This window comes from Solirubrum puertoriconensis (assembly GCF_001483135.1).
Classification (GTDB): domain Bacteria; phylum Bacteroidota; class Bacteroidia; order Cytophagales; family Hymenobacteraceae; genus Solirubrum; species Solirubrum puertoriconensis.
The window spans coordinates 1,185,890-1,200,976 of record NZ_LNAL01000006.1 but is presented as its reverse complement, the minus strand read 5'-3'; the positions used below and the strand labels follow the sequence as shown (position 1 = coordinate 1,200,976).

The window sequence follows — 15,087 nt, the reverse complement described above, 5'->3', positions numbered from 1 at the left end:
TACATGTTTTGTTCATCATACCCCTATCACAAGAAAGATACTATTTCAAAAGAATCTATCGCACCGATCTTCCATAGTAGTAAGTGCTCTACACATACCCCACGCTTACGCATACCTTTGCGGCTTCGCACTTCACCTGTGAGAAACCGCTTCTATTTTCAGCCGAAGTACTTCCTGTACTGGCTGCTTGTGTTTGCCCTAGGTCGGGCAACATTCCTGCTCTACCATTTGTCGCGCACCGCGGAGCTTGATGTCAGCAGCATCGTGCGCACCTTTATATATGGTGTGCGCCTCGATGGCTCGGCAGCGGCTTACTTGTGCTTGCCACCGTTTTTGTTGCTGATAGCTGCGGGCTGGTTTCCGCGCCTACGTGCTGGGCGCATCATTGGCATATACACTGGTATTATTGGTACAGTAGTAACCCTGCTAACGGTTGCCGACCTGGAGTTGTACCGCGCTTGGGGGTTCCGGCTCGATAACACCCCGCTGCAATACCTCAACTCACCGGCCGAAATGGCGGCCTCGGCGGGCTCCTCCCCCCTAAGTCTGCTCACGCTGATTTTCGTTGGCTTGCTGCTGCTTGGCTATGCGTTGTATCGGCGCCTGCTGAGCCCATTGCAAGCTCAACCACCGCTGTTTGGCAAGCTAAGGGCAGTTGCCATTGCGTTCCTATACTCCTTATTATTAATAGTGCCACTACGGGGCGGAGTGCAGCAAATTCCGGTAAACCAGAGCGACGTATACTTTTCGACCACGCTGCCCTTTGCCAACCATGCGGCCATAAACGTGCCCTGGAACGTGGTACAGTCGCTACCACTCGGGGAGCTAAAGCAAAACCCCTATCAATACCTACCCGATACCACGGCCCGCCGCCTAGTAACGCAGCTCTACCTCCCGGCCCCCGATAGCGCCACTGCACCTAGGGTGCTGCGTACGCAACGGCCCAACGTGCTGTTCATAATCCTGGAGAGCTTTACGGCTAAGCTAGTGGGCCACCTGGGCGGCGAACAAGGCGTTACGCCCACGCTCGACAGCCTTGCGCGCACGGGGTTATCGTTCCGCAACATCTACGCCAGCGGCGACCGTAGCCAGAAGGGAATTGTGGCGCTCTTGAGTGGCTACCCCAACCAGCCTACCACCAGCATCATCAAGTTTCCGCGCAAAACCGAGGGCCTGCCCAACCTAGCCCGTTCGCTTGGGGCGGTTGGTTACGCGTCGTCGTTTTACTACGGCGGCGAACTGGCCTTTGCGAACATGAAATCGTACCTGTTGGCGGGCGGGTACAAGCGCTTGATAGAGCGGCAGGATTTCCGGCGTCGCGACCAAAACTCCAAATGGGGCGCGCACGACCACGTGTTATTCGCGCGCTTGCTGCAGGACTTGCGGCAACCACCGGCGCCGTTTTTCGCTACAGCGTTTACCCTGAGCAGCCACGAGCCCTTTGAGGTGCCCATGCAACCGCGCTTCCGAGGGACTTCCGAAACCGCTCTGTTCCGCAACTCCGTTGCCTACACCGACCACGCCCTAGGTCAGTTTTTGAGGGCGGCCCGCCAAGAAGCGTGGTGGGCGAATACCGTGGTGGTAATTGCCGCCGACCACGGCCACCATCTGCCTGGTAACTCGGGTGGCCACGAGCCTGAGAAGTTTCGCATTCCGTTGGTAGTAACCGGTGGTGCTTTGCGCGCCAACGCGGCCGGCCGCAGCATTGCCACGTACGGCAGCCAAACCGATGTAGCCTCTACCCTGCTCGCTCAGCTCGGCTTGCCCACCCAAGAGTACCGCTGGGGCCGCAACTTACTAGCCGCCGCACCGGCAGCCGCGCCTGCAGGCTTTGCATTCTACTGCTTCAACGATGGGTTTGGCATGGTGCAAGCCACCGGCGCCGTAACCATCGACAACGACGCCCGCCGCATCATCGAGCGCGACAGCACCGCCACCCCGCAGCAGTTGCAGCTAGGCAAGGCCTATCAGCAACAATCATTCGACGACTTTTTGCGGCGCTGAATCCTGCTGAGCTGGGAATGCCGTATGTAAGCTCCAATGCACGCAAATCATATCGCTCCCCTTCAGCTTCTGTTCGTTTACAACGCCGACTCCGGCTTGCACAACGCGTTGTTTGATGCGGTGCATAAGCTGGTTTCACCTGGCACCTACCCCTGCTCTTTGTGCAGCGTTACGTATGGTGCTACCCGCATGCGCCCCGAGTGGAAGCAGTTTTTGCGAAACTTGCCTGTACCCGTAAAGTTTCTGTACCGCAATCAGTTGAGCCAACGCTACCCGCAGTTGCTTGCGCACAAGCTACCGGCCGTGTTCAGCTTATCGGCACACGACGAATATGAGGTGGTGGTGTCAGCAGAAGCATTGGCCAATCTGACGCTCAATGGCTTGATAAATACCCTCCATACCTCACTCCTAACCCCACCCGTTTGCTCGGCGCCTAAGTAGGTTATCGGGTTTCGCTTTCGAGCAGCATACCCATCCGGCCCATTTGGTAGTCGCGCATGGCCTCCATTAGTTGGGTGGCATTGTTCATCACGAAGGGACCCTGCTGCGCTACCGGCTCGTTGAGGGGCTCGGCGGCACCTAGGAGCAGCAATGCAGCGGTTTGGGCTTGTAACACTATTTGGTCGCCATCGGAGGCGACCTGTACTGGTGTGCGGCTTCCCCCCGCCTGCCCGTTTACCAGCACCTCTCCCTCAACCACATACAACAACGCGCTGTGGCTGGCTGGCACCTCCCAGCTGAAATTCGCCTTAGGTTGCATGCGCAAAGTAGCCAGCCGAACCGGCACCAGCGGCCGGGCGGGACCAGCAACATCCTGCCACTTGCCTGCAATAGTGGTAAGCTGCCCCATACCTTCCGCCACTGGCTGCGGCGGCAGTTCCTCGGCAGCTAAGCCTTGGTAAACAGGCTGCTCCATTTTAAGCCGAGCCGGCAGGTTTATCCAAAGCTGCAGCAGCTCCAATTCGCCGCCTTGATCCTGAAAGTGGCGCGGCACGTTTTCGGCGTGAATGATGCCGCGAGCGGCCGTCATCCACTGAACACCGCCAGCCCCAACAACTTGCCGGTTGCCGCGGCTATCGTGGTGCAGCACTTCGCCTCGAAGCACAATCGTAACGGTTGCAAAGCCGCGATGCGGGTGCGGCCCAAATGGCAGCCCTTGGTTGTGGGGCGGAAAAGAAACTGGCCCGATGTGGTGCAGCAGCAAAAACGGATCGAGCTGCTCTACCCCTGCCGCAGGCAATGCCTGATACAGAGTGAGGTATTCGGCACGGGTGGGTGTAGCGGGTATCAGCTGAAGAACCGTACGAAGCGACATAGCATTGGCATTGGGTTAAGGCAATTAACAACACGTGAAGTACACCACCCCACAGAGGGCTGCGTAGCGAGGTTGTAGCAGCTTTGCGCGCCTAGGTTACGCAAAAGAGAGCAAGTGCATGGCAAGTGCCGGAACCTGAGCCGGGCATCGTGTTGTATCTTTGCACACTTATGGACACGCGCACCGTTGCCTTTTATACGCTGGGCTGCAAGCTCAACTTTTCTGAAACGTCGGCCCTCGGCCGTCAATTCGAAGAGCGGGGTTTTCAAAAAGTAGCTTTCGAGCAAGGGGCTGATATTTACGTCATCAATACTTGCTCCGTAACCGACCACGCCGACCGCAAATGCCGGAAGGTGGTACAGCAGGCGCTTAAGCACAACCCCGAGGCCTACGTAACCATTGTGGGTTGCTACGCGCAGCTTAAGCCCCAGGAAATAGCCCAAATACCGGGCGTACACGCTGTATTGGGTGCTGCCGAAAAATTTCGCCTGGCCGAAATCCTCGACGAAACCGCTTACCACAAGCCGGCAGCCGGCCAACCCGGCCAAGTATTTGCCTCGCCCATTTCAGAGGCCGTAGAGTTTCACGATGCCCACTCTTTCGGCGACCGTACGCGCACTTTCCTAAAAGTGCAAGACGGCTGCGACTATTCCTGTTCGTTCTGCACCATTCCGCTAGCGCGCGGCAAAAGCCGTTCGGGCTCGGTGCAGAGCGTAGTTGAGCGCGTGCAGAAACTGGCCGAAACGGGCGTAAAGGAAATTGTGCTGACCGGCGTTAACCTAGGCGACTTTGGTTTGCAGGGCGAAGACCGGCTCCGCCTCGAAACGTTTACCGATCTGGTACATGCACTCGATGCAGTAGAGGGCATACAGCGGTTCCGCATCAGCAGCTGCGAGCCTAACCTGCTCACCGACGACATCATCCGCACCGTAGCGCAATCCAAGCGCTTCATGCCCCACTTCCACATCCCGCTGCAGTCGGGCTCAAACAAAATCTTGGGCCTGATGCGCCGCCGCTACCGCCGCGAACTGTACTCCGACCGCGTAGCGCTCATCAAGGAGCTAATGCCACATGCCAGCATTGGTGTGGATGTGATTGTGGGTTTCCCGGGTGAGACAGAAGCCGATTTTATCGAGACCTATCAGTTTTTGAACGGGCTACCCGTTTCGTACCTGCACGTGTTTCCTTACTCGGAGCGCGAAAACACCTTGGCGCCAACCCTGCCCGGCCGCGTGCAGGATCGGATTCGGCACGAGCGCACCACCCAGCTACGTAGTTTATCGGAGAAGAAGAAGCGCTACTTCTACGAGCAGCACGTAGGTACCGAAACCGAGGTGCTGTTTGAAGACGACCTAGGTCCCGACGGGCGCATTGAGGGCTACACGCCCAACTACATCCGGGTAGCCGCCAAGTACGACCCACTGCTGGTGGGCGAGTTGAAGAAGCTACGCCTGGTAGAGGCAAATGCTGCTGGGCTGATGGAAGTAGAGGAGTCGGAACTACCCGTGTTTCATCATTAACACTGACTGAATTAACGCAAAGCGCCCGCTGCCGGAGGTAGCGGGCGCTTTGCGTTAGTGCGTACGACTTATTAGCGGCTCAGCTGCTTGCTCATCAGCTCAACCATTTGTTGCAACATCTTTTGTTGCTCTTGCAAGTGTTGATTTCGCATTTCAGCCAAAGCCAACTGGTGCTGCAGTTGTTGCGCATACAGTGCCGACTCCAGTGAAACAACCTGAGCAGCGGATGCGACAACAGGTGTAGGAGCAGGCGACGCTATCGGTGCAGCAATTGAGGCTGCTTGCACAGTGGGCTCGGCCACCACCTGGGTTTGTAATGACTGGGCAACTGACCCCGGAATGCCAGCAGCAGAGGTTGGGGTTTGGGCATTCATGTTCGCCTGTGCAATAGGCGTAGCGATTGGTGCTGCACTGGACTGTTTGGTTTCGGCACTGCTTATCCTTTGAGTCGCCGATGCCTCATCGAGATGCTGATCAGAGACGTCAGTTTCATCATTAAACATTTGGCCAGAGCCCTGCATCAACCAGTCTTTTGATACATTTGGGTAAACATCGAAAACCTTGCACAAAAGATCAAATCCGGGCTTATTTCGCTCTTCTACAATGTGTTGAATTACGGTGGCCGTTTTGTCGAGCGATAACGCGAAAGCGTTTTTCGACATTCCTAAGGTTTGTATTAGTTGGCTAAAGCGCTGCCCTACCGTCTCAACTTTTGCCATATATTCATTTGTGTAAGATTAACCAAACTGAACAAATATACACAATTGGGTAATAACAACAACACTGCTGATATATGAGTGAGATTAACAATGCTCGCGCGAGTAACGCCTGATGTAGCGCCGCAAAACACCCGAGTCGAAGCTGAATCACAGCAACGTTGCGTATACTTGGTTGATTGATGCACTGAGGTTTAACTAACGATTCACCTTGGCAAAGCCGCGTCCAATTTATTGCTCCCCTAGCAAGATGTAGAGGGAACAGCCTTAGAGAAGAAATCAAGCCTGTCGATCAAGCCGAAAGAAGTCTTCCCTTTTATCCCCACCATCTTGCAACCGCTTCCCTACCGCCAATAGCCAAGCAAGCTACACGCAAAGCTTTTCTTCGGCAGCATTTATCCAAGTTGCCCATCACCTTGCTCCTTCTCTGACTCGGTTCCCGCCCGTTGAGACAAGGGCTCAATTATGCGCATTTAATTGAATTTGCTTGCCCTAGGTCCGGTCTGCTTCGTCATTTCCCTAGGTGGTACAAAGCTGGATAATTGCATCCGTGCAGCACCTAGCCATCAGTTGCGTTTACCACTTAGGCGTTATCAAGCTATGCCCTATTGCCGAGCTCCTGACACAGCAAATCGTGTTTCGCAATAAACGCTGCGGACTTTCACTCCTCCCACAAAGCCAAGACATGGCTGCGCAGAAATGCTATGCATTCTGGGCAGCAGGACTGACCTGCCTGGTACGGATGCCACGGCAAGGCAAGCTGGTCAATGCAAAATGCACGGATGTTTATTCGTATCGCAGCGACTCAATCGGATCGAGCTTGGCGGCTTTGCTGGCCGGGTAATACCCCGACGCTAGCCCCACAGTTACGCAGATCAGCAGGCCCAACATCATCCAAAGCCATGGCACCAAAAACGCACCCTCGCCCACGAACAGCGAAACGGCGTTGCCCATGCTTACGCCCAACACAATACCTAGGGCGCCGCCCATCACGCAGATTACAATGGCCTCAATAAGGAACTGCTGCCGGATTTGCAGGGCCGTAGCACCCAAGGCTTTTCGAATACCGATTTCGCGCGTGCGCTCCGTCACCGACACCATCATGATGTTCATGAGGGCGATGCTGGCGCCGAGAAGCGTAATAAAACCCACCAAGAAGCCGCCAATCTTGAGGGAACCCGAAAGCTCATCGAGTTTGCTGGCCAGCGAATCGCTGCTTTCCATCTCAAAGCTATCCTCCTGCCCTAGGCGGTCGTGGCGCACGGCGCGCATGATACCCCGGGCCTGGTCCATGGCAAAAGGCAAGTTTTCGGGCAGCAATACCGCCGTTTTTATGTCGTAGGTAAGCGCCTGCTGTCGGGGCATCTGGTTGCCGGTTTCCAACGGAATCAGCACGATCCGATCGGCGCCTCCGCCCCCCATCGAGCTACCGCTCCGGTCGAGGGTACCTACCACCAAAAACCGCCGCCCGAGCATGTAGATGTACTTGCCCAAAGCGGCTGTGTTAGAGCTGCTGCCAAACAACTTCTCGCGCACTTCTGCGCCAACAATGGCGACGCTTACGCCGTTTTCGAGCTCTTGCTGCGAAAATCCCCGGCCCGAGGCCAGGTTATAGTTTTGGTTCAGCAGGTAGTTTTCGTCACCTGCCACCACTTGTGTATTGGGGTTTGTTTCCTCGCTGCCTGCCTTCACCTTAGCGGCGCCGGCAATAAACGCTGATATGCCCACGCGGCCTTCGTCGGCGAGTTGGCTTTTGTATTGCTGGGCTTGCAGGTAAGTTACTGGCGGGTACGTTTTACCGCGCACCCCGCCTCTACGGAAGCGGTTGCTATATCCCTTGGCCTGGATATCGAAGGAGTTGGCACCTAGGCTCGAAAAAGTCTGATTGAGCGAGTACTTCATCGCATCAATGGCCGTTAGGATTCCTACCAACGACATGATGCCAATGCTCACAATCAGAGCCGTGAGTACGGTACGCAGCAGGTTGCTTTGGATAGAACGAAATGCCTCGCGGATATTTTCAAGTAAGTGCATGCCCGACGACAATCAAATCTAAAATTTCTTCTACCTGCTCGTACTTCCTTCTTAGCTGCTACCAACCAGCCGAAAGGTAAGGCTTTGCCACAAACCTGCAGGGGCTTTTACTACATTTGTTTTGATGCCGCTGCCGCCGCCAAAGGCGACTCGGTAGTGGGCAAGGTATTGGCCGGCGTGTGGTTGGAAGGTACTTAACGTGCAAGCCGAAGCTCGGCTTGAAGCGGAACGCCTGGTAGCTTACCGCCGTTGTAGTGCAACGCCCCGGCGCTTTTCTCTCTCTTTTGCATCGTGACTGCCATGCTCCCTATCCGTCGTTTGCTTGCTTTTGGGCTGCTGCTGCTTGCCTATCTCTGGCCGGCAGTTGGGCGCGCCAGCCAAATTCTCATCCCTATGGATGAGGCGCAGCGCGAACACCTGAAAGCCTACGGTGCCGCCTACTGGCTGCTAACCAAGGAAATAGAAGTTGATTGGCTACTGAATTACCGCGGCGGCTCCTTTGCATTTCCGGCAGTGCAAGGCACCGAGCAGGAGCTTGCCGTGCGGGGCGTTACGTACCAAGTGGTGTCGGATGCGCAGTACAGCGCCATTCTTAGCCAGCTCTCCGATCCGAGCGCCAACATGGATCTGATGAAGCTGGAGAAGCCGCCGAAAATTGCCGTGTACACGCCCAAAGGCAAGCAGCCTTGGGATGACGCCGTGACTTTGGTGCTCAACTACGCCGAAATTCCTTACACCGAGTTGTACGACGACGAAGTGCTCGACGGCAGGCTTACCAAATACGACTGGCTGCACCTGCACCACGAGGACTTTACGGGCCAGTACGGCAAGTTTTACGCCACGTCCCGCAACCGCCCGTGGTACCAGCAGCAGCAGCGCGACGCCGAGGCGGCAGCCAAGCGCCACGGCTTCGGCAAAGTGTCGCAGATGAAGGCCGCTGTCGTAACCAGAATGCAAGAGTTTGTGGCCGGCGGGGGCTTTTTGTTTGCCATGTGCTCAGCCACCGATACCTACGACATTGCTTTGGCCGGCCTCGGGCTAGACATGGTGGATGTGATGTACGACGGCGACGCTCCCGACCCGCAGGCGCAGCAAAAGCTGAACTTCAACCGCACCCTCGCCTTTCGCAATTTCACTCTCGAACGCAACCCCTACCAGTACGAGTACTCCAACATCGACATGCAGCCCTACGAGCGCGGCGTAGGCGAAGAAAACGACTACTTTCAGCTGTTCACGTTTTCGGCCAAAAACGACCCGGTACCCACCATGCTCACCCAAAACCACACCCGCACGGTGAAAGGATTTATGGGACAAACCACAGCCTTCCGCAAAACACTCGTGAAGCCCGACGTGCTTGTGATGGGCGAAAACAAAACCTCGGGCGAGGTGCGCTACATGCACGGCGAACTGGGCAAAGGCACCTGGACGTTTTACGGCGGCCACGACCCCGAGGACTACCAGCACTTGGTGGAGGAAGAACCCACCGAAATGTCGTTGCATCCCAACTCGCCGGGCTACCGCCTCATTCTCAACAACATTTTGTTTCCGGCGGCCAAAAAGAAAAAGCAGAAAACCTGATACGGGCCCCTGCCTGTCAGTTCAAGCACTGCTTCAACAAATACCCGGCTACTGCTTAGCTAGTAGCCGGGTATTTTGTTTTTAGTCTGGCAGGAGTATCCGGTTTAATCAAAAACACGTTTGAAGGTGCTCAACCACTGTGCTCCTATGGATTCTGAGCAAACGAACTACGGCTTTTCGACCGCCAACGGCGATGTGCGCACGGCAAACCCTTTGCCCCGAGCAGTGCTTCGCTCCAACAACTTTTTGCTCCTTGATGGTGAATGGCGCTTCGCTATCGACCCCGACGATAGTGGCCTGCGCGACGGTTGGTACCTATCGCACAAGTACGAGCACACCGCTAATTGGCCCGGCTCAGTGGAGTCGCATATTCGGGAGGCTAAAATGGCGCAGAACACTGCCACGGCGTGGCACGACCGCATTGTAGCTTGGTACGAACGCGACTTTACCTTACCCGAGCGCGGCGATGCTGGTACGCATTCCATGTTTCAGCTCACGTTCGGTGCCTGCGGGTACGAAACCCGCGTGTGGCTGAACGGGCACTTGCTCACCACCATTGAGGGCGAAACTGTGCACTACGGCGAGTACACCTCGTTTTCATTTGAGCTCCAGGAAGCCCATCTCCGGCCCGTCAACCGCCTCACGGTGCGCATCATGGATACCATGGATGCCGAAACACCTAGGGGCAAACAGGAGTCGCACGTGTACAAGCGCGGCGGCATTTGGTACCAAACCTACACCGGGGCTGTGCGCTCGGTGTGGCTCGAAATGGTGGAGCGCAACCGCCTCCGCTCGCGCGTAGGGGTCGATAGCGTGATCGAAGACCAACTGGTGCGCTTTAACCTGTCCACCCGCATTCACGACCCAGGCCCCTATACCCTGCGCCTGCAAGTGTTCGAGCGGTTTGCCAAGTCGCCGCAGCCGCTGGCCACGGCCGAGTACGAAATGAAGCTCGAGGCAGGCCAGCGCAAGCAACGTGTGGTGATGGAGCTGGCCGGCGCCAAACTGTGGTCGAACGCCTCGCCCAACCTGTACCGTTTGGTGGCGCAGCTAATTGATGCCGATGGCTACACGGCCGAAATAGAAACCCATTTCGGCCTGCGTAAAATTGAATCGCGCGGCCGCAACGTGTACCTCAACAACGAGCCCATTTACATCGACGGTATTCTGTACCAACCCGGTACGGCCACTTACGAGGAGATGCAGCGCCACATGCACGCCATGAAAGAGCTGGGCTGCAACCTAGTGCGCGTGCACATTGCCGGCGTCGATCCGCGCATCTACAACCTTGCCGACGAGCTGGGTTTGCTGCTGTGGGTGGAGGTACCTAGCCCGCACAGCTCTACCCCGCGCAGCCGCGAAAACCACCGCGCCGAGCTGCTGCGCATGCTGGCCCTAATAGAGTCGCACCCCTCGGTGGTTATCTGGAGCTTGTACAACGAAGACTGGGGCTGCCAAGATATTGCCACCAACCCGGCCACACGCGAGTACATCATCGAGATGTACCACTACATGCAGATTCATCACCCGCAGTTTTTGGTGGTTGATAACGACGGTTGGCACCACATTTCGCAAGAAGGACGGCTGAAATCGGATTTGCTCACGGCCCACCTGTACACGCCCGAGCTAGAACGGTGGCGCGAGCTGCTCGACCGTATGGTACAAGGCGCAATGGAAGGCGTAGCCGTTAATCCCTTGGTAGTAGGCGACCCGTTTTACTACCGCCGCCAAAAACCCCTGATTGTAAGTGAATGGGGCGGCTTTGGCTTTGTCGACTATGGCGGCCCAGCCGATGCCGAAGACCGTGCCACACGCATCCGCGACTTCAAACGCGAGCTGCGCAAGCGCTCCATTGCCGGCGACGTGTACACCCAGGCCACCAATATCGAAGACGAACGCAACGGCCTGATCGACCCACATACCGGCGCGCTTGATGTGCCAGCGGGCCTGCTCGACTCCAACAGCTTCGAACGGGAGCAGGAAGAAGAAGGCTCGGGCATTTAGCCGTTGCTCTTGGCCAAGCGAAAGCCCCTAGGTGGTTGCCACTACTGCAACCACCTAGGGGCTTTCGCTTGGCCGAAGGCTGAAACGGAGCGTGTAGGCTAGCGTTTCATACGCAGGCTCGCGGCTATCTTCTTGAGGGCGGCGGCGTAATCAGGCGTTGCCGTTTTGCTTGCCGAGGTAGTCGTCTTTGATTTTTTGGAGGTAGTAGCCTGCGCTGGTACGGCTGGCGCAAACACCGCCCCATCGAATACGAGCGTAGCTTCGCCATCGGTTTTTATGACCTGATGGAATGTGCTTTTCCGGCTTTTGAAATTACCCGTGCCGCTGATTTCATAAACGAACACCGGCTGAGAACTTATTTGCCGCTCTTCTGTTTTGAGGACTGACCCAGCCGTATTTCGTTGCTGCGCAAGGCGTTGCAGATCATACCGGAGGTCGTCCAACCCCGTGGGTGGCAGCACCCGAATGGTAAACTGTGGAGGCAGCGCGTCGGTTTTGCCTTTGGTTGGTGCATTGAGCCCAAACACGTACTCTTTCCCATCGTTGCGAACCTGCTGCAGCCCAAAAGGCGTACCGGCCAGCTCTACCACAAACGGGGCCAGCTCCAGAGGCGGAATGGTGCCCTTGGGATCATACCACCCCGTAAGGAGCATCTTTTTCAGCTCGGCCTCCGATTGCTTGTCGTTGTTTTCGTAGAGGCCAAACACCAACATGATGGAGGTAGTATCGCCAAAGCCAAGCACCATCAGGCTTTTGCCCGGCTCAATGCTTTCGCCCTCGCCAAACACCGCTGGGTAGCCATTAAAGAGCAGTTGGCGCTGCTCATCAATGCGCCCGGCCTTGGCCAGGTACTGCTGCACCAGCATATCCTTGACGTTGAGGAAGTTCGTTTGGGGTATGCGGAGCACCTCCAACAAAGCGCCGTTTGGTTTAACCAAGCCATTGAGCGACTCCTCGGCCACGTAATCCGGCGTTTTGCGCACGTAAAACGTGGAGCCCGGCACCCGCACGTGGCGCGCCGTGATGGAAGTAACCAGGGTATCGGGAGGCGGCGGGCCAACTACTGCCTCCTGACCTAGGGCCCGAACCGCAGGCGCTAGCAGCAGCCATATTCCCCACATTAGCAAGCGCCAACCGTAGCGGCAGCCGTTGGCGTATGTTCTCTTTATCAGCATTTCGAGCCGCAAAGATGCGCACTAAGCGCGGCATCTGCGGCACCGATTTGCATTATGCTGTACTGAATGAACAATACCAATGGCCAACGCAGAGCCTGGTTAAATCCAGCTTAGTGCATGCGGTCGTCGCGCACCGGCAGGCTGGTCACAATCTCGCCTTCGATCTTCAAGAGCTCTTGCAAGCGGGCATCTACCTCCTGCGGGTTGCAATACTCTTTAGCCAGATCAACGTAGGCGACAAAGTGCCCGGCTTCCGACACCATAAGTTCATAGTAGAATTTGCTCAGCTCGGGGTCGGGAATGTGCTTCCAGAGCAGCTTAAACCGCTCGCATGAGCGGGCCTCGATCAGGGCCGAAACCAGCAGCTGATCCATGAGCTGCCGCTCGCGCGCTCCGCCGCGGCGCACGTGCTTCATCAGCTCTACCACGTACTCATCGCGCCGCGGCCTACCCAGGGGCAAATTGCGCTTGCGTAACTCCTGCAGCACCCGCTCGAAGTGGCTCCACTCCTCGGCCACCAGCTCGGTTAGCTCATCAACCAAGCGCGTCTTCTCGGGGTAGCTCACGATCAGCGATATGCCCGTGGAGGCCGCCTTCTGTTCGCAGTAAGCGTGGTCGACGAGGATGTCGCCAATATTCTTCGAGGCAATATCAACCCACCGCGGGTCGGTGTTCAGCTTCAGCTTAAGTATGGTTTTTTCGCGTTTTTCAGCCTCATCGGCCGAGGGCTGGGCGAAAGGATGGTCGCTCATATTCTGTTAAAGAAGCAGTTTAAGCTTATCACTTAATACCGCTATTGCATTGCAGGTTACTTAATCAAAGAAGTTCCACTTCAGGCCAAGTTGAAAGCTGCGGGGCGTGCCGGTGAAGTACGGCGTTGGGAAGTAGCCCGCATTGCCATCGAGGCCTTGGTTGATGTAGGCCATTTTCAGGAACACTGAAACGGTTTTGATGTCGGCCGTTACAAACACATCAACCACCGGGTAGCTGCGCGAGGTAAAGTAATTCTGCACGAAGAACTGTTGCGTAGCCGGCGAGTAGTTGTAGGGTTTGTAGCTCGATTGATAATAGGCCTCTACTCCTACTTGGCTGAACAATGCTTTTTGGAACAGGAAGCCCTCGGCCAGGATGCGCGAGTTGCCAACCACTTGCGGAATACTCAGGCCTTCTTGGTCGCCGCCTTCCGTAAACGTCACCATGTTATCGAGGCGCAGCACGCCGTAGCGCAGCTGGTGGCGCAGCGTGCCGATAAGCAGGCGTTGGTTGGCATTGGCACCGGTTAGCTGCTGCGGGGCGAGGTCTTGGCGGTTGACGGCGAGCGGATCGAGGCCATAGTACACCAAGCTGTTGATGTTGATTACTTGGCCCGAGGCCAGTACCCGCTGCTGCAGCCGGGCTGTTTTGCTGCCAATTCGCTGATCGAACGCTACGGTGAGCTGCGTTACGTTGGTATTGTCGAAGTCGGTAGACCACTGGTGGTGGTTGCCCGAATAGCGTTGCTGCGTAAGCGTGGGTGCAAACGACGAGTACAGCAGCTCGCCCGAAAGCGGACCTAGGCGCAACGAGCCACGCGCCCAAGCCTCGTTGATAAACTTATACTCGCCATCTAGCAACACCTGAAAAATCTTCCAGCGGAAAGCTGCGCTGCCGCCCACAAATATCTGCGTGGTATCGACCTGCACAGTAGGCACTTTGCGCTCAGGAGCAGGCCGCGCCGTGAGGCTTTCCATGGAGTAGCGCCCGGTGCGTTGGCGCCCGTACACACGGTACTCCAGCAGCTTAGTGCGACCTAGGAAACCAAAAGTGTTTTCGAGCTGCCGATACAGGCCCACGTCATCGGTGCGGGCCGAGTCGCGGAGGGCTTCGGGGTAGAACAACAGGCGCCCTTCTTCAAAAGTAAGACGGTCGTCGGTGAAGCGGTTGTACTGCCGGCTCCAGTCGAATACGTGGAAAGCCGTCAGCCCCCGCCCCACCAAATTGTAGGTGTGCGCCAAGTGAAAACGGTCGCGGTGGTCCTTGTTGATGGCCTGCGTCAGCAACACAGTCTCTCGCTCGTAATCAAATAATTGCTCTAGCGAGTCTTGTACGCCGGCGGCTACCCCGGGCCTGATGCCGCCCTGCTCCGCTACCCGGTGCTTAGCCGTGTAGTAGTTAGTAAGCAGGTGGTAACGGTCGTTTTTGGTTTGGTACCGGGCAAATACCAGCACCCCGGTGTGCGTTACCTGCCCTTCGCGGGTGCTCACCGCCCCGAGCTGCTTGTTGGCACTGAACCGTTCGTAGGCAATGCCTAGGTTCACGGCCTTTTTGATGCTGCGGCTGTAGCTGCCTTCGAACACCTGTTCGCCCTGCGAGCCTTGCACAAAACGGAAGTAGGTGTAGGGCGAGCGAGTATCGTAGTACGGAATGTTGGCCGAGTTACGAAAATACTTATCGAATACCGTGCGGCCGTACCGGATGCCAATATTGGTGTTCGTTTCCCAAAGCAGGCGCCGCGAGGCCGTGCCCACATTGCCGAGGTCCTGCTGAAAAGTACTGTCGTAGTACCAGTTGCGGCTGTTTTGAATACCCGAAAGGGTTGTATCAAGAACAGTACCCTCGGGCAGGTTGCGCAGTACGTTGCCCTCGCGTACTACCAATGTAGTACGCGGCCCGTACAGCACCCGCGTTGAGTCGTCGACGATTTGGGCCCGGCTCAAAAGCGGCAATAGCAGCAGTAGCCACAACAGTGGCAAACGCAAGCG

10 protein-coding genes are annotated in these 15,087 nt (G+C 56.5%); 4 read left to right on the top strand and 6 right to left on the bottom strand.

Translation table 11 applies throughout. The features are described from left to right. Nucleotides 1-138 precede the first annotated feature (138 nt). Nucleotides 139-2,004: an LTA synthase family protein gene (locus ASU33_RS09960; protein ID WP_059070637.1), complete on the top strand. Its 1,866-nt coding sequence runs from the start codon at nt 139-141 to the stop codon at nt 2,002-2,004. 442 nt (nt 2,005-2,446) lie between these two features. On the opposite strand, the gene ASU33_RS09950 is transcribed toward ASU33_RS09960, so the two are convergent. Then, nucleotides 2,447-3,319, bottom strand: coding sequence for a pirin family protein (locus tag ASU33_RS09950; RefSeq protein ID WP_059070635.1), 873 nt, complete (start codon nt 3,317-3,319; stop codon nt 2,447-2,449). Nucleotides 3,320-3,489: 170 nt separating this feature from the next. Here ASU33_RS09950 and mtaB point away from each other — a divergent pair, with 170 nt between their 5' ends. Then, nucleotides 3,490-4,839: a tRNA (N(6)-L-threonylcarbamoyladenosine(37)-C(2))-methylthiotransferase MtaB gene (mtaB, locus tag ASU33_RS09945; protein WP_059070634.1), complete on the top strand. Its 1,350-nt coding sequence runs from the start codon at nt 3,490-3,492 to the stop codon at nt 4,837-4,839. 71 nt (nt 4,840-4,910) lie between these two features. On the opposite strand, the gene ASU33_RS09940 is transcribed toward mtaB, so the two are convergent. Both ASU33_RS09940 and ASU33_RS09935 read right to left on the bottom strand, forming a co-directional pair. After that, a complete protein-coding gene (locus tag ASU33_RS09940; protein WP_149867137.1) occupies nt 4,911-5,558 on the bottom strand; it encodes a helix-turn-helix transcriptional regulator in 648 nt (215 codons plus the stop codon). A gap of 783 nt (nt 5,559-6,341) precedes the next feature. Continuing rightward, on the bottom strand, nt 6,342-7,589 hold the full coding sequence (locus ASU33_RS09935) for an ABC transporter permease (protein WP_059070632.1): 1,248 nt from the start codon (nt 7,587-7,589) through the stop codon (nt 6,342-6,344). Between the two features lie 300 nt (nt 7,590-7,889). Here ASU33_RS09935 and ASU33_RS09930 point away from each other — a divergent pair, with 300 nt between their 5' ends. Together ASU33_RS09930 and ASU33_RS09925 are read left to right on the top strand one after the other, a co-directional pair. Continuing rightward, entirely contained in the window at nt 7,890-9,167 is a 1,278-nt protein-coding gene (locus ASU33_RS09930; RefSeq protein WP_059070631.1) for a hypothetical protein, read from the top strand. 147 nt (nt 9,168-9,314) lie between these two features. After that, nucleotides 9,315-11,171 carry a glycoside hydrolase family 2 protein gene (locus ASU33_RS09925; RefSeq protein WP_059070630.1) on the top strand — a complete coding sequence of 619 codons (1,857 nt, stop codon included), beginning with the start codon at nt 9,315-9,317 and terminating at the stop codon, nt 11,169-11,171. 98 nt (nt 11,172-11,269) lie between these two features. Here the strand turns inward: ASU33_RS09925 and ASU33_RS09920 are convergent, their stop codons facing one another. From ASU33_RS09920 to ASU33_RS09910, 3 genes are all read right to left on the bottom strand, one after another. Further along, complete coding sequence (locus ASU33_RS09920; RefSeq protein ID WP_149867136.1) at nt 11,270-12,346, bottom strand: hypothetical protein; 1,077 nt, start codon at nt 12,344-12,346, stop codon at nt 11,270-11,272. A 110-nt stretch (nt 12,347-12,456) separates the two neighbouring features. Further along, complete coding sequence (locus tag ASU33_RS09915; protein WP_059070628.1) at nt 12,457-13,098, bottom strand: MiaE family protein; 642 nt, start codon at nt 13,096-13,098, stop codon at nt 12,457-12,459. Nucleotides 13,099-13,158: 60 nt separating this feature from the next. Continuing rightward, nucleotides 13,159-15,042, bottom strand: a complete 1,884-nt coding sequence (locus tag ASU33_RS09910; protein ID WP_160328171.1) for a putative porin — start codon at nt 15,040-15,042, stop codon at nt 13,159-13,161. Between the last annotated feature and the right edge of the window lie 45 nt (nt 15,043-15,087).